This is a genomic window from Enterococcus sp. 5B3_DIV0040, from assembly GCF_002140755.1.
In the GTDB taxonomy this organism is placed as follows: Bacteria; Bacillota; Bacilli; order Lactobacillales; family Enterococcaceae; genus Enterococcus_D; species Enterococcus_D casseliflavus.
In genome coordinates this window covers 1,045,707-1,063,126 of sequence record NZ_NGLC01000001.1, presented here as the reverse complement: position 1 = coordinate 1,063,126, position 17,420 = coordinate 1,045,707, and the positions used below count along the sequence as shown (strand labels likewise).

Sequence of the window (17,420 nt, the reverse complement as noted above, 5' to 3'; positions counted from 1 at the left end):
TTTAGTCTCTCAATTCCTTGCCCGTGATCTCTAAAAAGACATCATTTAAGGTCGCTTCTTTGGTTGCAATTTTTCCGTAACTGATTTTCTCTGCTTGTAAGAGCGTCAAAATGGGGAGCAAGACCGTATTGAGTTCCGTCGTTGTTACTTGGAGCTGTCCCTCTTTATAAACGATCCCGTCAGCAGTAATGGTGGTTTGAATTGTAGCCAATACATGGTCTGGCAGTAAGGGGATGTCGATGGTCAAACGATCTGCCGTGCGTACCATGTCTTTCAGAGATTCCTTGGTCCCTTTGGCAATCACCTGTCCCTGATCCATAATCACGATCTGGTCACAAAGAATTTCCACTTCTTCCATGTAATGGGTCGTATAAACGATCGTTGCTCCTTGGCGATTCAGCTCTTTGATGCTTTCCAAAATTTTATTACGACTTTGGGGATCGACGGCGACTGTTGGTTCATCTAAAAAAATCAAGCGTGGCTTATGAGCGATCCCACAGGCAATATTCAACCGTCGTTTCAAGCCACCACTCAGCTCACCTGGATGGAAAGTCACGAAATTTTCCAATCCCACTAATTGTATGACTTCTTCGATCAATGCTTGCCGTTTCTCTTTGTCAGCAACATATAAACCACAAAAATAATCGATATTTTCTTGTACACTTAGTTCTTCAAAGACGGCAACATCTTGAGGAACGACGCCGATCATTGCTTTAACGGCATAGTTTTCAGGGGTCATGGTTGATCCAAACAGTTTAATGGTGCCTTTGTCATAATTTAGCAAAGAGAGCATACAATTGATAGCAGTCGATTTCCCACTACCGTTTGGTCCCAATAATCCTAAAACTTCCCCTTCTTGTACTTGCAGATCAAAATGATTCAATGCCACAAAATCACCATAGCGTTTAACTAATTTATCAATTTCAATAATCATGATGAAAAACTCCTTCCAAATTTCTTGTTAATCTGACTATAATAAAGTTTAAGAAAAGAAACTAGTGACGATTGACCAAATCAACTATGACATTTGTCACAATGAAGGAGTCTGCCATGTCCAAATCTCGACTACTCAGCGAAGCTGGCTTTCTACTCGCAATCTCGTTGCTTCTATTGGTAAATCAAGGATTTGTTGCCGTACAAGTCATTTTTTTGCTGATCGCTATTTTCTTCACTGGTGTCAGTTATTTATTGCCTAGGAAAGCAAGCTGGTTTTTTCAAGTTATTCTATTGCTTCTATGTACTTTTTGGCCAGAGCTTGCCCTCTTTCTGCCTGCAATGATGCGGGTGATCGCTCCTGAAGAAAGAAAAGATGACATTCTATCTTTATTAGGATTTTTATTGATCGCGACAGTTGGCAATCAATCCCCCTCCAAGATCGCCTTTGTCATCCTTTTGTTGCTTTTTGCTTTTTACTTACGTAAAAAAGAACAGCGAATGTCTGCTCTTGAGAAAAAGTACATCGCTTCAAAAGATACTCATTGGGAAAAACAGCAGCAATTATCGCAGCAAAACAAAGTACTAGCCTTATCACAAGAAACAAAATTGGCCTTACAAATTGCCGAAGAACGAAATCGAATCGCGCGAGATATCCATGACAATGTTGGCCATCTGCTGTCGAGTGCCATTTTGCAGATTGGCGCACTTGAAATGATCAATCAAGAACCAAAACTGAATGAGCCCTTAGCAAATTTGAGTGCTACGGTTCACACTGGGATGGATCGTATCCGCCAAAGCGTTCATGATCTCCATGAGACATCGATTACTTTCCAACAGTCCTTAGAGTTTCTGATTGCTGATTTTCCATCTTCAGTCACGATTGAAGGAACCTTATTTGAAGGATTGAACGAAGCCCAGCAAAATTGTTTCTTAATGGTGATCAAAGAAGCCTTGACCAACAGCATCAAACACAGTCATGCCAAAACCGTTGTCTTGCATTTTCGGACACTGCCTGCTTTTTTCCGCTTGCAAATCACCAATGATGGGGTCCGCGGATCTCAAATTGCTAAAACTGGAATCGGTCTGAAAACGATGCGTCAACGGGTCCAAGAACAACAAGGACAAGTTCATATCTTACAAGAAAACCAACGCTTTCAGTTGACGATCATTTTACCAAAGGAGGAACACCAATGATTACTGTAGTTATTATTGACGATGATCCGTTTGTGACGACCTCGTTGCAAACCATTTTAGAAAGCACAGAAGAAATTCGTGTATTAGGCATCGGTCATTGTGCCAAAGACGCCATTGACCTCTATGAAACTCATCGTCCTGACGTTTTGCTGACGGACATCCGCATGCCGGAACAAACTGGGATCGATGCTGCCAAAGAAATACTGGCTAAATTTCCCCACGCGATCCTTTTGCTATTGACTACCTTCAAAGATGAAGAATACATTCGAGAAGCCTTTTCCATCGGTGTGAAAGGTTATTTGATCAAACAGAATTTACAGGCAATCATCCCTTCTGTCAAAGCCTCTTATAATGGCCAAGTTGTCTTTGGGAATGAAATCGTTGAGACCTTCACACAGCTAATGAAGAACGAACCATCAATTGACAATCAAGCTTCCTTTAGCGAACGTGAATTTGCGATCATCAAAGAAGTAGCAGCGGGTAAAAACAATAAAGAAATCGCCGATGCCTTGTATTTGAGTGATGGAACCGTTCGTAATTACATCAGCCAATTACTAGAAAAGCTGGGGTTACGGGATCGCACGCAATTAGCAATCTATTTTTATCAGCATTTACAGTGAGTCTCGTTAGACACAAAAAACCTGAAGAAATGCGCCTTTGCATTCTTCAGGTTTCTTTCTATTCGATTATTCAACAGTTGGTTTCTTCTTGGTATAAAATCATGGATTTCCAGGACTGCCAGGATTCGTTGGGTTATTTGGTGTGTTAGGCGGGAAAATCGGCGCCTTATCTAACGTTTTTTCTAATCCTGATTCTTCCCGTTCGCCTCGTTCTGCATCAGGGCTTTCATCTAATTTAAATTCTTTTTCCATCTCATCCAATTTCTTAAAGTCGTTGCCAGATTCTTTTGCGAGTTTTGCTAATTTGTCTTCGGTTTCTTTCGCCATAATGTAACGCCTCCTTTTGATTTCAGCTTAGCATAAGAAGCTGAAAAACCAAAAGAAAGCGCTCACTAACAACCCATTTTTAGCATTTTCTCATCGTTATAATCCCTCGTTTTTTACGGGCATAAAGTCGTACGGAGAACAGTCCTTCATCCCAATCATTGGATCTACTAAATGCTTTTTGACCATCGTTAAGGTCAGCACACCATCGTTTTGCGTTTCTTCGATGAGTGCTTCTTCCCCCGTAGTCCCTTCACTTAGGACCTTATCCCCTGACAGAGGCTTGGCCGTTTCTGTCTGATTTGGTGCCGACGGCTCAGGCTCGGCAAAAGCAAACAAGTCCAACCCACTATCTGGTGACTTTTCTGTCGCTTGCTGGTTAGCAGCAGCTTCAGTGCTGGGATTTTCCTTTGGCTTCGAAGCTACCATTTTTGCCTTCGTGTTCTCAGAGGAATCATTATAAAACGGATCATCGGCTTCCTCAAACTGAGCCAATTTCGCCCGTTGCAGCGTCGTCATTTCTTCCGTGCCATTGATACGTTCTTTTAATGTCGTTAAGCGAGTGGCAGATTCGTGACTGACACAGGTTTGGTAGGCTTGCGGTTCACCAAGTAAAATCAGCATCTCTTTGCTGCGAGTCACAGCGGTATATAGCAAATTGCGCTGCAGCATACGCTGGTATTGATGAACCATCGGCAAAATAACCATTTGAAATTCACTACCTTGGGATTTATGGATCGAACAACAGTAGGATAATGTGATCTTGTTCCATTCATTACGCTTATAGGTCACTTCATTGGCATCAAATTGAATGACCAGTTCGTCAACCTTGTCTTCCGACTGTTTGGCTAGAGTGATCCCAACGATTTGGCCCATATCGCCATTAAACACGTTATCTTCAGGAGAGTTTACCAACTGCAAGACCTTATCGCCGATACGATACACCGTATCATTGAAGGTGACCTCTTTTTTGGTTCCATCGTTGGGGTTAAAAATCTCTTGCATCATTTTATTCAGAGCATCGATCCCAGCTGCCCCACGATACATCGGCGCCAACACTTGAATATCTTGCGGCGTATAACCTTTGTCTTTCGCCCGTTTCACGATCTGAGCGATCAACGGTTCGATCTTGTACGCATCACAAGCAAAGAAAGAACGATCTTTTTGGTTTTGTGTAAAATCAGCAGGCAGCTGCCCGTTTTTGATGGCGTGGGCCAGTGGAATAATACTTGATCCATCTCCTTGACGATAGATTTCCGTCAATTCTTGTTTCGGGATCGCATCGATCGCTAGCAAATCATGAAGGACTTGTCCTGGTCCCACAGAAGGAAGCTGATCTTTATCCCCCACAAAAATCACTTGCATGTTTGTAGGGATCGACTTAAAGAGCGTATTCGCCAACCACGTATCGACCATTGACATCTCATCGACGATCAGTAAACCGCCTTCTAACTCTTTGGGACTAATCGATGGTGCTTTTTCACGGCCATTCAATCCTAACAAACGATGGATCGTACCACTTGGCAAACCAGTCGTTTCGTTCATCCGTTTGGCGGCTCGACCAGTCGGTGCTGCCAAGAGAATCGGAAAGGTTTCGTCGCTGTATTTTGATGGTTCTAAGTCCAAATCGTTCAACTCAGCAAATAATTGTACGATCCCATTGATCACTGTTGTTTTCCCAGTACCTGGGCCACCTGTCAAAATAAACAATGGCGATCGGATTGCTTCTTTGATCGCTTCTTCTTGCGAGGAACCATAGGTGATGCCTAAGTGCTTTTCTATTTTACGTAACGTTTTACTGATTTTTTTCTCAGGATAGACGATTTCTTTTTTGCGGGAAAGCAAGCGTTCGATGGAACTGGCAATTCCCCATTCAGAAAAGTACAAACTATTTTCATATAAACGGGTTTCTTCTTGTTGGATCTTTCCTTCTTCCACTAGATGAATGATCGTTGATGCCAAATCGTCAGGCGCAATCTCAATGGGGCGGCTCGTTTCTAATAGGCGCAGTGTCTGCTCTAACAAATCTTGAGCGTGGATAAAGGTATTGCCCGTCTGCAAGGACTGGGCGAAGATTTGATGCAAGACCGCCGCTCGAAACCGTTGCGGTGACGAAGCTTCGATCCCCAGCTGTTCAGCGATGCCATCTGCGCGTTTAAAGCCAATGCCTTCAATGTCTTCCACCAGCTGATATGGATTCTCCTCAATAATGGATAGCGCCTCATTTTTGTAGGCTTGATAGATAGCAAAAGATAGCTGGCTACCAAAGCCATAGCGACTCAAGCCAACGATTACTTGATCCATCCCATGGTTTTGCCGAACGGTATCTAAAATCATTTTTTGCTTACTTTCATTTAACCCTGGAATCTGCTCCAACAATGCCGGTTCTTCCAGCATCCGGTCGATCGCTTCTTCTCCTAAAAGATCAACGATTTTTTCAGCGGTCTTCTTGCCGATCCCAGGAAATTTTTCTCCAGAAAGGTAGGCGATCAACCCTTGTTCAGAGGTCGGTTGTTCTTGTTGGTAGCTTTCGGCCTTCAACTGGACGCCATACTTGGGATGATTGACCAGCTCACCAAAAAACCGATACTTTTCCTCTTCTTGGATTTCGCCGAAACTACCAGTAACGACGATCTCCGAGTCTTTGTAGTCGGCATTATTCTCAGTGACTTTAACTAATAGTACTTTATAAAAATTGCTGGGATTCTGGAAAAAGATGGCGGCAACATGGCCGACAAAAAACGTTCTTTCTGGAATCATGGTGCCGCTCCTTTCATGGTTTACAATAAAGCGTCTAATCCTGCCTGATTGCTTAAAAAGCTTGCTTCATTCCAAACTTTTAGTTCAAAAGGCAATACTTTTTGTTCATTCGTCTCTAATAAGCTAACGCTGTTATTGACTAATCCACCTTGCTCTCTTAATTCGGCTAATGGTTTGCCTGCAAGCCACTGGATAGCAGCCGTAAAGGATGCCCCATGACCGACGAACAATAATGGGCCTTCATGCTGCATCACCGCATCCATGACGACGGTCTCGATCCGGCTCAATGTTTCTTGGATCGGCTCTCCCTTAAAGGCACTGGGATCGTAGCGATCAAGATGATTACGCAGATCAGTCAATTGTTGAGGATACTTCTCATGCATTTCATCGATAGAACGTCCTTCTAATTCACCAAGTCCGATCTCACGCAGGTTCTCATTATAAATAATTTCAACAGGGTGATGGAGCCTTGTTTGGATCTCTTGGGCAGTTACTTTTGCTCGTAAAGACGTGCTTGAATAAATCTTCTCAAAAGGAATAGCAGCCAGATGATCACCGAGCAGTTTGATCTCTTCATGACTTTCCGGCAATAACGGTGAATCCCCTAGCATCCCTTGAAAGCGGCGCGCTTGGTTCCACTCTGTTTTTCCGTGACGGGTAAAGTATAATTGCATCGAACAAGCCTCGTTTCTTAATCTAGTTTGTCGTTCTCATAATGGTGTGTCAATTCCAGCTGTGGGAAGCCTTGCTGCCGCAAAACTTCATAAATGATCAAAGCAGCCGTATTTGATAGATTTAGGGAACGAACATGCTCATCATTCATCGGAATGCGTAGGCATTTTTCGGCATGCTCACGCATAAAGCTTTCCGGAAGCCCCGTCGTTTCTTTCCCAAAAATAAAGAACTGATCATCATCCGCGGTATAATCGACGTCAGAATACACGCGATTGGCAAATTTCGAGATCAGGTACAACGGACGCTCTCCTAAAAAGTCCATAAAAGTAGCCAAATCTTTGTGATAGGTGATATTGACATCATGCCAATAATCAAGTCCTGCCCGCTTCAATTGCTTGTCATCCGTTGAAAAGCCTAGTGGCTCTATTAAGTGTAAATGAGTATTTGTTGCTGCACAAGTACGTGCAATGTTCCCCGTATTGGCCGGGATCTGAGGTTCAAAAAGAACGATGTGATTCATAGATAAAAACTCCTTTCGATCGGATATTGCCGATCGGTTCTCGCATTGATTTGTGTCTCTGTATCTTGCGTTTTACAATTGATTCTCAATAGCTTCTTCAATAACTTCTATAGTACCATATTTTGGCACGCTTGTTTTTTGAAAAAGACATTTTTTAAGTTGAATTTTGGGCATAAAAAAAACGTACCAACTCGGTGTCGATCACTGCGAGTCGTTACGTTAGTGAAGCTCTTTTCACTAACTTTTATCAGAACAGGAACCTGATAAAAACCAATGAAAAATGACTTGAGAACAATATATCACTCCCATGGCATGATTGCAAGAGTAAATAACAAAAAAGTTCAAAATATTTTCAGGAAATTTTCGCAATCAACACCTCAACATCAACAGTGATCTGTGTCAAAGGGGTCTGCCGCAGCTTTTCTTTCCTTTCCTCCGAAGCCCCCCACTCTAACGGCGACATGGCAAGTAAATCTTGCCGATTTTCTTCAGGGATCGCAAAAACATGCGTTACTCTTTGACGGGATGCGGTGGGATAGTGTTCAAAAAATTTGCTAACGACCCGTTCATTCGAATACTGCTGTTTTGTTTCATCATCAGGATAAAAAGCGGCTCGTAGTTCTTTTAAATAATCCGCCGCAGGGACGACTTTGATCAACTGTCCACCCTTTTTCAAAATGCGGTTGAACTCCCCGTAATTTGACGGTGAAAACAGATTGAAAATCGTATCAAAGCTCGCTTCAGCAAACGGCAGGTTGGTCAGATCCGCCACACACCAAAAAGCCGGTACGTTTTGATTGGTTGCTAGATAGACCCCGTCTTTGGCGATATCAAAGCCGACAGCCGCCTGAGTCTTTTCATTGACCATCTGCGCAAGGAAACTGCCTTCACCGCAGCCGACATCTAAAAGATACTCAGCAGCCCCCAAAGCTGCTTTGATGGTCTCAAGGACTGGTGCATACATGCCGCTAGCGATCATACGTTGACGCGGCAAAAACAGTGCTTGATCATAATCTGCTTTAACTTGATGATCCAAAAAGAAAAGTGTGCCTTTCTTTGATAAGTCAAATCGATGACGATTTGGACAAACCAAGCCATTTTCGGTTGGGAAAAATGCTTGGCGGCACAATGGACATTCAAATAAGTGATAATGGGCGTTTAAAAAAAGGCGCCCGCGATCGATTTTTTTTAACATTCAACTTCCCTCATCTCTGCTCTACTTTAGCATATTCTTGTGGTAGAATGCTAGTGGATAGAATAACAAATCAATTGAACACCCATCTATTGGAGGTAAATCATGTTAAAAGAATTTTGTGCAGAAAATTATACCAATATTCCCTTAGCAATCGCACGAGGCGCACAGCGGATTGAACTCTGTGATAATTTAGCGGTCGGCGGAACAACACCAAGTACCGGCGTGCAAGAAGAAGTCCTGCAGTATGCTGGCGAAAAAGGAATACCCGTTATGACGATCATCCGACCTCGAGGCGGTGATTTTGTTTACAATGACACTGAGTTGAAAATCATGCACACCGACTTGATCGAAGCAAAAAAGCTAGGAACAGACGGCGTTGTTCTAGGTTGCTTAACACCTAGCGGCTGGTTGGACGAAGAAGCATTGGAGCTATTGTTAGAAACTGCAGAAGGCTTGCAGGTTACTTTTCACATGGCCTTCGACGCAATTCCTGCAGCGCGCCAATTTAAAGCGATCGATTGGTTAGCTGAGCATGGCGTACAGCGGATTTTGACCCATGGTGGTGCTGCAGGGACTCCGATTGAAGACAACTTCGATCATCTGAAAGAATTGATCGCCTATGCTGGTGAGCGTTTAATGATTTTACCTGGCGGTGGCATTTCCTTTGAAAATGCCCAACATGTTGCTGATACATTAGGTGTAAAAGAAGTTCATGGAACCAGAATCGTCGACCTTAATGATTGAGCTTGCGTGACACAAAAGAATCACGCAAAGAAATCCCCACAAACGATGCGTTTCAATCATTTGTGGGGATTCTTTTTAGATGGCTTGCAGTAAGTCGTATTGTGATTGATACAAATGGTGGTACAAGCCTTTTTGTGCCATTAGCTGATCATGGTTACCCGATTCAGCGATCGTGCCCCCTGCCACGTAAAAGATTCGATCAGAATTTTTGATCGTGGACAGCCGGTGAGCAATGATAAAAGAGGTTCTGCCTTCTAACAGCTTCAACAATCCTTCTTGCAGCAATTCTTCTGTCTTCGTATCGATACTTGAGGTCGCTTCATCTAAGATCAAAATTTTTGGATCAGCCAACAACGCTCGGGAAAAGGAAATCAGTTGCCGTTGCCCTGCAGATAAAGTGCTTCCTCGTTCTTCGACGACGGTTTGATAGCCGTCTTTCAACTCCGTGATAAAGTCGTGAGCACGGACGATTTTCGCTGCTTCGATGATCTCTTCTTCTGTCGCATCTAATTTTCCATAGCGAATATTCTCTATGATCGTTCCTGAGAAAATAAAGGTATCTTGCAGCATGACCCCCATTTGTGAACGCAGCGATTCCAGCGTCACGTCACGAACGTCCATCCCATCTACTTTAACACTGCCTTCATTGACATCATAAAAGCGGCTCAGCAAATTGATGATCGTGGTTTTCCCAGCACCAGTAGGGCCAACCAAGGCAATGCTTTCCCCGGGTTCGATGTGGAAGTTGACATCAGAAAGAATGTTTTTGCCTTCTTCGTATCGGAAGGTCACGTGTTCAAAATCAACGGTTCCTTTCATCGTCGGCAATACTTTTGCATCTGGTTTGTCTTCGATATCTGGCACTTCATCCATCGTTTCAAAAATCCGTTCAAGATAGGCTGTTGCTGTAATCAAAGAATTATAAAAATTCCCGATATTGATGACTGGATTCCAAAAATTATTGATATAACTGATAAAAGCGATCAACGTACCTGTGCTGACATCGACACCGATTTGGCGAATGCCGACAAAATAAATCAAGCAAGTCGTAATGACTGAAATGTTTTGCACCCCAGGCCACATGAGAAACTGAATTTTGACAGCTTTCATCCAGGAAGTCCGATAATCATTGCTGACTTCTTGGAAAATCTCTGCATTTTCTTCTTCCCGTGCGAAGGATTGGGTAATCTTGATGCCGGCAATACTTTCATGAATGTAAGCATTTAAATTGGACTGTTTATTACTCAACTCCTGATAGGCTTTGCGCTGGTTATTTTTGATTACCATCACCATGATGAACAAAATTGGCAGCAACGCAAGGGAATATAGGGTCAATTTGAAGTCGATCGCAAACATAAAGATCAAGGTGATGATGACGTTGAAAACATCGGAAATCAAATTGATCAGGCCATTACTCAACAGGTCACTCAGTGTATTGATGTAGTTTACGATGCGGATCAAGATCTTGCCATGGGGCCTTGTATCAAAATAAGAAAACGGCAGCCGCTGCAGATGTTCAAAAATATCAAAGCGCATATCCTTCAAAACATCTTGCCCAATATTCGTGATATGGTAAATACGATAACGCATGCAGACGCCAATAACGATCAAGGTCACTAAAAAGGCAGCTCCTAAAAGCAGCAATTGATTGACATTTTTTTCAGGAATCGATGAGTCGATGGCGATCTTCGTGAAAACGGGCGCCAGCATTCCTGCTAAGTTTGCCAGGATGATCGTAAATAGTACTTTTCCAATACTTTTTTTATACGGTACGACGTATTGGGACAAACGCTTGAAATCCTTCCAGCTAAATTCCTGGTCTAATTCCTCATCGACATCAAATTTATTTCTCGCCATCGTCTTCACCTCCTGACAAGCCTAATTGTTTTTGATACACTTCATAGTATTTTCCTCGCAGTTTGACGAGTTCTTCGTGGGTGCCTTGTTCAACGACCCGACCTTTTTCCATCATCAAAATCTGATCGGCTTCTCGAACAGAGGAGATCCGATGGGCAATGATGAACGTCGTTTTCTCTCCTGTTAATTTTGTCAGCTCTTGTTGGATCTTCGATTCTGTCTCCATATCGACGGCAGACGTCGTGTCATCCAAAATCAAGATCGATGGATCTTTGGCTAAGGCCCGCGCAAGAGAGATCCGTTGTTTTTGTCCGCCAGAAAGTCCGACACCTCGTTCACCGACAATCGTCTCGTAGCCTTGAGGCATTCGAGAAATAAAGGTATCTGCATCGGCGACTACCGCCATTTGGCGAATAAAGCCTTCATCTGCTAAAGGATTTCCAAAGGCAATATTGTCAGAGATGGTATTAGAAAACAAGAAGACATCTTGCATCACCATTGAAATGTTTTCCCGCATTTGGCGCACAGGATACTCTTTGGCATTTTTTCCATCAATCAATACTTCCCCTTCAGTCGGGTCATAAAAACGTCCGACTAAATTCACCAAGGTCGTTTTTCCTGAGCCGGTTTCGCCTAAGATCCCTAACGTTTGTCCCGGCCCAATCTTGAAGTTGATGTTTTCCAGTACATTTTGCTCTGGATCATCTGAAAAGTGGAACGAAACATCTTTAAATTCCACAAATCCTTTGATCGGTTCTAATTTTTCTTGTTGGTGAACCGGTATTTTCGATTCTTGTGCCAGCATTTGTCGAATTTTGATACAGGCCGCAGAAAATCGCTGAACATCGTTGATCAACCAGCCGCTCATACGCATGGGGTTGTTCAACATCCATAGATAGCCATTAAACGCAACAAGATCTCCTAAGGTCATGTCCCCATTGATTACGAAAATTCCGCCTAAGACTAAGGCAATGACTGACAAACTTCCTGCTAAGCCATCAAGCCAGGGCAGATAAGTGCGGGAAACTTTGGCAGATGCCATGTTGCGGGTCTTAAAATCTTCGTTGTAGGAGCGAAATTTTTCGATCTCAAAATTTTCACGAGCAAAAGCTTTCACCACCCGATTGCCGCCAATATTTTCTTCTACCATTGAATTCAAGCGCGAAAAGCTCTCACGAATGTCAAAAAACAGTGGGTGTGCTTTTTTAGACATGCGGTTGGTCAACAGAAAAATGATCGGTGTGACAGCCACCAGTGCCAGCATCAATTTCCAATCAATAAAGCTCATCACAACCACCGCTGAAAAGAACCATAAGATACATTCAGCGATATTATAGGTCACCCAAGAAACAAAGTGGCGAATAGCATCGGTATCCCCGGTCATTCGTGCCATAATATCTCCCACACGAGTGTGATTGAAAAAGTCAAAATCCAATTCCTGCAGTTTCTGATACAAGTCTTCCCGTAAATCGTATAGCGTATTTTGTCCGACCCGTTCAAATAAAATTTGATAACTATAGCGGACAATGGTGCGAATGACGGTCGTTGCGATCATGATCAACAGTAATGGAATCAATAAGTGCGTTTTTTGCTGATTGATGACATCATCGATCACCATTCCTCCCAAGTACGGATTAACAATGATCAGCGCTGCATTGATCACTAAAAACAGGATCGCCAATATGATTTTTCCGCGGTTCTTTTTGGCATAGCGCCAGATCCATTGTGTATTACTCATCTAATTCCCCCTCTCGTTGTTAAGCTTAGCGTTTTGAAAAGCGATTTGAATGGTTTTTCTTACTCATTTTGATGTAAAATATTAGTAAGAAGCACCATTCCCTTTTTTTATCGGAGATGGGCACCCAATTGGAGTGAATCAGCCATGAATTTAGTTAACCCTCGGACCTTCAATCCCGAAATCATCTATCTCTTTGACCCATGGACGCAAGCAGAAAGTCATGGAGAAATGCATCATCATGACTTTTTAGAAATCAGCGTCTTGTTAGAAGGAGAAAGTACGTATTATTTTGAAAAAGAACCAGCGAAGAAAATTCGTGCTGGCAGTGTCATGCTTTTTAATCCTGGTGTCGACCACTGCGAATTACAGCCTAAAGGCACTCGCTCCCACCAGTTGCATATTGGACTGAAGAATATTTCCTTGGAAGGATTCAAGCGAAATTTTTTCCCCAACAAACACCCATTGTTAGAATTAGGCAAATACCATCATCAAGTTTTGGAAAAAGCGTGGCAGTTGGTGCGAGAAAGCAATGAAGAGCGGGATGAGTTTCAGTTGATGCAAAAAGCTGTCTTGATGGAGATGCTCGTCTATATTTTACGCGGACTAAATGAAGACCACATCAATGTCGTTCCTTACCTTTCCAAAAGCCAAAGAAGACAACAACAAATCGTCAACTATACCGTCTATTATTTGGAAAATCATTATAAAGAAGAAATCACCTTGGAAAAACTGGCACAAGATCAATTTCTCAGTCCGACGTACCTTTCCAAGATTTTTAAAGAAGCGACAGGGGTCAGCCCCATTAACTATTTGATAGAAATCCGCCTAAAACGCGCCAAAGACATGCTAAAAAATGACAACCTCACGATCAAGGAAGTCGCCTCTGCAGTTGGCTATCAAGATGCCTATCACTTTAGCAAGTCTTTTAAAAAACTTTATGGCGTCTCTCCTTCTGGGGTGTTGCCAAAACCAAAAAATTAAAAAGTAAGCCAATGATTCTTCACTCGAAGAAAAATCATCGGCTTGCTTTTATTTTTTATTCATTGAATAAAATAGTTCATAAAAAGACTGGCAATATTGAAATAGATCAAAACACTGGTCAAATCACTGAGGGTCGTAATAAACGGACCGCTCGCCACTGCCGGATCAAACCCAAGCTTATCCATTAGCATCGGAATCAAACTTCCCGCTAAGTTGGCTACTGTGATGGCACACATCATAGCCATCCCGATCACAAACCCTAGAATCGGATTTTGTTTCCAGACAGCCACAATAGCAAAAATCGTCAATCCGGTAATAGCTCCTGTGAAAAGTCCTGTAAGCACCTCACCGACCACTGTTTTCATAAAGCTATTTTCTTTATCATCATTGATCGCCAAGCGGCGTACGGCTACCGCTAAAGATTGGGTACCGGCATTGCCGGCAGTTCCGGTGATCAGTGAGATAAAGACGGCGAGAATACTTGCTTCACTAACTAACTCTTCATAATGGCTGATTAAACTGGCGGTTGCCATTCCGAGAAAGAGTAAGGTGATGAGCCAAGGTAACCTTCTCGAAGAAGCTTTGATCGGGTTTTCACTGACTTCTTCTACATTGACCCCTGCCAAACCCGAGTAATCACTGGCTGCTTCATCATCGATAACGTCGATGATATCATCGACGGTCACGATCCCTAATAGGTGATCGTCATAATCGGTGACTGGCAATGCGAGAAAGTCATAATCCCGGAAGGTCTGAGCGACATCCTCTTGGTCATCTCCAACATGAACCGACATCACCCGCTCGTTCAAAATATCAGCAATCATGGTATCTTCATCATTGATGATCAAGTCTCTTAAAGAAATAACGCCCACAAGTTTGTTGTCGGTATCCACGACGTAAATATAATAAATCGTCTCAGCAACATCTGCGGCATTTTTTAAGACATACATCGCTGAACGAACCGTTTGGTTGGCAACAATGGAAACAAACTCGGTTGTCATCAATGATCCAGCTGTTTCATCTTCATAATGCAATAGTTCTTTGATCTCGCTAGCGGCTTCAGCAGTCATCAGACTCAAATATTTGGCCGTTTGTTTCTTGTCCAATGTATTCAGTAGATCGACAGCATTATCGGTATACATCTCTGCTAACATCGTTGCAGCATATGCCGGCCGCATTTCTGAAAGATAGTCCACCATGTTTTCATCGTCTTCTTCAATGACGTCAAACATGTCTGCCAATTCTTTCGGCGATAGATACGTATAGACGATTTGTCGATCGTCTGCTTCTAGAGATTGGTAGAATTGACCCTGCTCGTAGATATGCAGATCCAAGAATGCCTCACGAAATCCCTGGATATCATTGTCTTTTAGTGCTTGATTCAGTTGATCAAATCGTTCGGTTAATTCTTGATTTTCATCCAATCTCTTCACCTCATTTGTTATTGCTTATCGATAGCTGAACAAACAGCGGCCATGTCTGCAGGTAAAGGCAGTTCAAAAGCCAACGGTTCATTCGTAAAGGGATGCTGGAATTGCAGCTGACAGCAATGAAGTGCCTGTCGTCTGATCCCAAAAGCCATTGGTCCCCCATACATCTCGTCTCCTAGTAAGGGACAACCGATTGCAGAAAAATGGACCCTTATTTGATGTGTCCGGCCTGTGTGTAGTTGAATGTCGACTAATGCGCAATCTGAATTGCGCTGTTTTAGCCAATACTCCGTACGTGCCTCTTTTCCTTCTTCACTGACCTTGCGTTTCAAAAGCGAGGTCAGGTCCCTAGCGATAGGCAAATCGATCTCGCTATGGGCGGATAATGCGGAAAGATCTCCCGCAACGAGGGCTTGATATTTTTTAACAACTTGCTTCTTCCGTAACTGGCTATCCAGCTTCGCATGGGCAAAGCCGTGTTTTGCAAAAAGCATCAATCCTGATGTGTCACGGTCTAAGCGAGTCACTACATGGATCACTTGATCTTCATAGTGTTGCGCTTGATAGTAGGCCTTGACTCGATTGGCCATCGTGCCAGTCGGATGATATTGCGCAGGAATCGATGAGATGCCAGCCGGCTTATTCACGATTAACAGATGGGCATCTTCATACACAATCTCAATAGGTGTCGGATCAGCCAGCATCGTTTCATGTTCCCCTTCAGGAGGAATTACAATAGTTACCCTATCATTTTGCGCCAAAGAAAACAAGACGTTTTGCTCGTGGTCGTTCACAAATATCTTTCCGCCTTGAAATTTTATTTTCGCTAGCAGACTTTTGGATACTCCTTGTTCCTTCAAAAAATATTTGACTTGCTGCCCTTGTCCAGTATATTGATACGTAAATTCCATGAGTTTATTCTTCTCCAATAAAGGAATCTTTGACACGATTCCAAAAATGCATATGCCGATAAGACGCAAAATGAATCCGTTCGTCGGCAATCCGGTAATAGATTGCATCGATTTCTTCTTGCTCGATGGTAAATTGATCAATCGTTACTAAATAGTCGGTACTTTGTTGCAGTTGCACTTTGACCCACTCGTGATGACCCACGACGATCGGTGATCCAAGTGTCCGAAAGACGCGATTGTTCAAAGAAGCAATCTCTGCTAATTGAAACGCATTGATACTTGGGTGCAATACTGCCCCACCAACACTTTTGTTATAGGCAGTTGAGCCGGTTGGCGTTGAGATCGAGAGGCCATCCCCGCGAAACTTTTCAAAGAGGTCTTCTTTAATAGAAATATCGGCAACCATGGTGCGATTGCCGCGTTTGATCGTTGATTCGTTCAATGCCAGGAAATGCTTGTCTGGTTTGCCATTTGCATAAGTGATTCGGACATCCAATAAAGGATAACTGACACTCTTTTGATGGTCATTGCATAAAGACTCTACCAATTCATCCAATTCATAGTCACGCCAATCTGTATAAAAGCCGAGGTGTCCCGTATGGACCCCTAAAAATTGTACTTGATCTAACTTATGGTTGAACAAGTGAAAAGCAGAAAGAAGCGTACCATCTCCACCAACAGAGATCACTAATTCAGGGTTCTCTTGATCGATCTTGTTTTCAGACTGCTCTAGGAGGACAGTTAAACGCTTCGTCACTTCTACTGACTTGCTTTCTTGATTATGGACGATTGCCACGCGGATGCCTTTCATTCTGATTCCTCCTTCGGCAACTTGGGCGTGTCATGTCCGCCGCGTTTGCCTTTCCCATGAGAAAACAACCGCTGTGCCTCTTGGATCTCTTCACGAATATTAGACATCTCTTCATCTAGCTGGTAGGCTGCTTCTGCCGAACGTCGTAGTCGCTCGCTAATTTCATCGGGAAATTCCCCTTGGTATTTGTAGTTCAATGAATGTTCAATCGTTGCCCAAAAGTTCATCGCCAGTGTACGAATTTGTACCTCTGCTAAGATAATTTTTTCTCCATCGATCAATTGAACTGGATACTCGATCACCAGATGATACGAGCGGTAACCACTGACTTTTTTATTGGTAATATAGTCACGTTCAATAATGACTTTCATGTCTTTACGTGTCCGCAACAGTTCAACGACTTGGTGAATGTCTTCCACAAACTGACACATGATTCGCAAACCGGCGATGTCAGACATTTCTTCTTCAAGACGATCCAGTGCGATTCCTCGTAATTTGCTTTTTGTTAAAATGCTATCTACTGGCTTGACACGCCCCGTGACAAATTCAATGGGAACATGTTTGTTTTGTTCCCGATATTGTTTTCTTATGCCTCTTAATTTTACTTTTAATTCTGAAACCGCCTGTTCATAAGGCGCTAAGAATTCTTCCCAATCTCGAATCATTCTTCTCCCTCGATTCTGTTCATAACATACCTCTTATTCTACCATACTCTTGGAATAAA

16 protein-coding genes are annotated in these 17,420 nt (G+C 42.9%); 4 read left to right on the top strand and 12 right to left on the bottom strand.

Annotated elements, in window-relative coordinates; genetic code table 11:
- Position 1 precedes the first annotated feature (1 nt).
- Positions 2–934 carry an ABC transporter ATP-binding protein gene (locus A5883_RS05090; protein WP_005236700.1) on the bottom strand — a complete coding sequence of 311 codons (933 nt, stop codon included), beginning with the start codon at positions 932–934 and terminating at the stop codon, positions 2–4.
- An 86-nt stretch (positions 935–1,020) separates the two neighbouring features.
- Here A5883_RS05090 and A5883_RS05085 point away from each other — a divergent pair, with 86 nt between their 5' ends.
- Positions 1,021–2,130: a sensor histidine kinase gene (locus A5883_RS05085; RefSeq protein ID WP_005236702.1), complete on the top strand. Its 1,110-nt coding sequence runs from the start codon at positions 1,021–1,023 to the stop codon at positions 2,128–2,130.
- A complete protein-coding gene (locus tag A5883_RS05080) occupies positions 2,127–2,750 on the top strand; it encodes a response regulator transcription factor (RefSeq protein WP_008379771.1) in 624 nt (207 codons plus the stop codon). Before A5883_RS05085 ends, A5883_RS05080 begins: the two co-directional genes overlap by 4 nt.
- A 99-nt stretch (positions 2,751–2,849) precedes the next feature.
- Here A5883_RS05080 and A5883_RS05075 read toward each other — a convergent pair whose 3' ends face one another.
- The 5 genes from A5883_RS05075 to A5883_RS05050 all read right to left on the bottom strand — a co-directional run bounded on the left by A5883_RS05075 (position 2,850) and on the right by A5883_RS05050 (position 8,224).
- On the bottom strand, positions 2,850–3,077 hold the full coding sequence (locus A5883_RS05075; RefSeq protein ID WP_005236708.1) for a hypothetical protein: 228 nt from the start codon (positions 3,075–3,077) through the stop codon (positions 2,850–2,852).
- 96 nt (positions 3,078–3,173) lie between these two features.
- Positions 3,174–5,834, bottom strand: a complete 2,661-nt coding sequence (gene recD2, locus A5883_RS05070) for an SF1B family DNA helicase RecD2 (RefSeq protein ID WP_086338096.1) — start codon at positions 5,832–5,834, stop codon at positions 3,174–3,176.
- A 20-nt stretch (positions 5,835–5,854) separates the two neighbouring features.
- Positions 5,855–6,508 (bottom strand): histidine phosphatase family protein, encoded by a 654-nt coding sequence (locus A5883_RS05065; RefSeq protein ID WP_016621323.1) that lies wholly within the window; start codon positions 6,506–6,508, stop codon positions 5,855–5,857.
- Positions 6,509–6,525: 17 nt separating this feature from the next.
- Positions 6,526–7,029, bottom strand: a complete 504-nt coding sequence (trmL, locus tag A5883_RS05060; RefSeq protein WP_008379765.1) for a tRNA (uridine(34)/cytosine(34)/5-carboxymethylaminomethyluridine(34)-2'-O)-methyltransferase TrmL — start codon at positions 7,027–7,029, stop codon at positions 6,526–6,528.
- A 352-nt stretch (positions 7,030–7,381) separates the two neighbouring features.
- Positions 7,382–8,224 (bottom strand): methyltransferase domain-containing protein, encoded by an 843-nt coding sequence (locus A5883_RS05050; RefSeq protein ID WP_086338095.1) that lies wholly within the window; start codon positions 8,222–8,224, stop codon positions 7,382–7,384.
- Between the two features lie 102 nt (positions 8,225–8,326).
- Here A5883_RS05050 and A5883_RS05045 point away from each other — a divergent pair, with 102 nt between their 5' ends.
- The gene (locus A5883_RS05045) at positions 8,327–8,968 is read left to right on the top strand and encodes a copper homeostasis protein CutC (protein WP_086338094.1); all 642 of its coding nucleotides are present in this window, start codon (positions 8,327–8,329) and stop codon (positions 8,966–8,968) included.
- Positions 8,969–9,043: 75 nt separating this feature from the next.
- Here A5883_RS05045 and A5883_RS05040 read toward each other — a convergent pair whose 3' ends face one another.
- Both A5883_RS05040 and A5883_RS05035 read right to left on the bottom strand, forming a co-directional pair.
- Entirely contained in the window at positions 9,044–10,825 is a 1,782-nt protein-coding gene (locus A5883_RS05040) for an ABC transporter ATP-binding protein (RefSeq protein ID WP_086338093.1), read from the bottom strand.
- Positions 10,812–12,563 carry an ABC transporter ATP-binding protein gene (locus A5883_RS05035; RefSeq protein ID WP_077452510.1) on the bottom strand — a complete coding sequence of 584 codons (1,752 nt, stop codon included), beginning with the start codon at positions 12,561–12,563 and terminating at the stop codon, positions 10,812–10,814. Before A5883_RS05035 ends, A5883_RS05040 begins: the two co-directional genes overlap by 14 nt.
- Positions 12,564–12,707: 144 nt before the next feature.
- Here A5883_RS05035 and A5883_RS05030 point away from each other — a divergent pair, with 144 nt between their 5' ends.
- Entirely contained in the window at positions 12,708–13,544 is an 837-nt protein-coding gene (locus A5883_RS05030) for an AraC family transcriptional regulator (protein WP_086338092.1), read from the top strand.
- 59 nt (positions 13,545–13,603) lie between these two features.
- On the opposite strand, the gene mgtE is transcribed toward A5883_RS05030, so the two are convergent.
- Genes mgtE through A5883_RS05010 form a run of 4 tightly spaced genes read right to left on the bottom strand, consistent with a single transcriptional unit; the run spans position 13,604 to position 17,361 of the window.
- On the bottom strand, positions 13,604–14,968 hold the full coding sequence (mgtE, locus tag A5883_RS05025) for a magnesium transporter (RefSeq protein ID WP_005229714.1): 1,365 nt from the start codon (positions 14,966–14,968) through the stop codon (positions 13,604–13,606).
- A 17-nt stretch (positions 14,969–14,985) separates the two neighbouring features.
- Positions 14,986–15,885, bottom strand: a complete 900-nt coding sequence (locus A5883_RS05020; protein ID WP_086338091.1) for an RluA family pseudouridine synthase — start codon at positions 15,883–15,885, stop codon at positions 14,986–14,988.
- A gap of 4 nt (positions 15,886–15,889) precedes the next feature.
- Positions 15,890–16,687, bottom strand: coding sequence for an NAD kinase (locus tag A5883_RS05015; protein WP_301280263.1), 798 nt, complete (start codon positions 16,685–16,687; stop codon positions 15,890–15,892).
- Between the two features lie 5 nt (positions 16,688–16,692).
- The gene (locus A5883_RS05010) at positions 16,693–17,361 is read right to left on the bottom strand and encodes a GTP pyrophosphokinase (RefSeq protein WP_005236729.1); all 669 of its coding nucleotides are present in this window, start codon (positions 17,359–17,361) and stop codon (positions 16,693–16,695) included.
- Positions 17,362–17,420: the final 59 nt, after the last annotated feature.

What these genes read in the sequence shown, in the direction of transcription:
- A5883_RS05090 (WP_005236700.1), bottom strand. Translation starts at nt 934, where the DNA reads ATGATTATTGAAATTGATAAATTAGTTAAACGCTATGGTGATTTTGTG.
- A5883_RS05085 (WP_005236702.1), top strand. Translation starts at nt 1,021, where the DNA reads ATGACATTTGTCACAATGAAGGAGTCTGCCATGTCCAAATCTCGACTA.
- A5883_RS05080 (WP_008379771.1), top strand. Translation starts at nt 2,127, where the DNA reads ATGATTACTGTAGTTATTATTGACGATGATCCGTTTGTGACGACCTCG.
- A5883_RS05075 (WP_005236708.1), bottom strand. Translation starts at nt 3,077, where the DNA reads ATGGCGAAAGAAACCGAAGACAAATTAGCAAAACTCGCAAAAGAATCT.
- recD2 (WP_086338096.1), bottom strand. Translation starts at nt 5,834, where the DNA reads ATGATTCCAGAAAGAACGTTTTTTGTCGGCCATGTTGCCGCCATCTTT.
- A5883_RS05065 (WP_016621323.1), bottom strand. Translation starts at nt 6,508, where the DNA reads ATGCAATTATACTTTACCCGTCACGGAAAAACAGAGTGGAACCAAGCG.
- trmL (WP_008379765.1), bottom strand. Translation starts at nt 7,029, where the DNA reads ATGAATCACATCGTTCTTTTTGAACCTCAGATCCCGGCCAATACGGGG.
- A5883_RS05050 (WP_086338095.1), bottom strand. Translation starts at nt 8,224, where the DNA reads ATGTTAAAAAAAATCGATCGCGGGCGCCTTTTTTTAAACGCCCATTAT.
- A5883_RS05045 (WP_086338094.1), top strand. Translation starts at nt 8,327, where the DNA reads ATGTTAAAAGAATTTTGTGCAGAAAATTATACCAATATTCCCTTAGCA.
- A5883_RS05040 (WP_086338093.1), bottom strand. Translation starts at nt 10,825, where the DNA reads ATGGCGAGAAATAAATTTGATGTCGATGAGGAATTAGACCAGGAATTT.
- A5883_RS05035 (WP_077452510.1), bottom strand. Translation starts at nt 12,563, where the DNA reads ATGAGTAATACACAATGGATCTGGCGCTATGCCAAAAAGAACCGCGGA.
- A5883_RS05030 (WP_086338092.1), top strand. Translation starts at nt 12,708, where the DNA reads ATGAATTTAGTTAACCCTCGGACCTTCAATCCCGAAATCATCTATCTC.
- A5883_RS05020 (WP_086338091.1), bottom strand. Translation starts at nt 15,885, where the DNA reads ATGGAATTTACGTATCAATATACTGGACAAGGGCAGCAAGTCAAATAT.
- A5883_RS05010 (WP_005236729.1), bottom strand. Translation starts at nt 17,361, where the DNA reads ATGATTCGAGATTGGGAAGAATTCTTAGCGCCTTATGAACAGGCGGTT.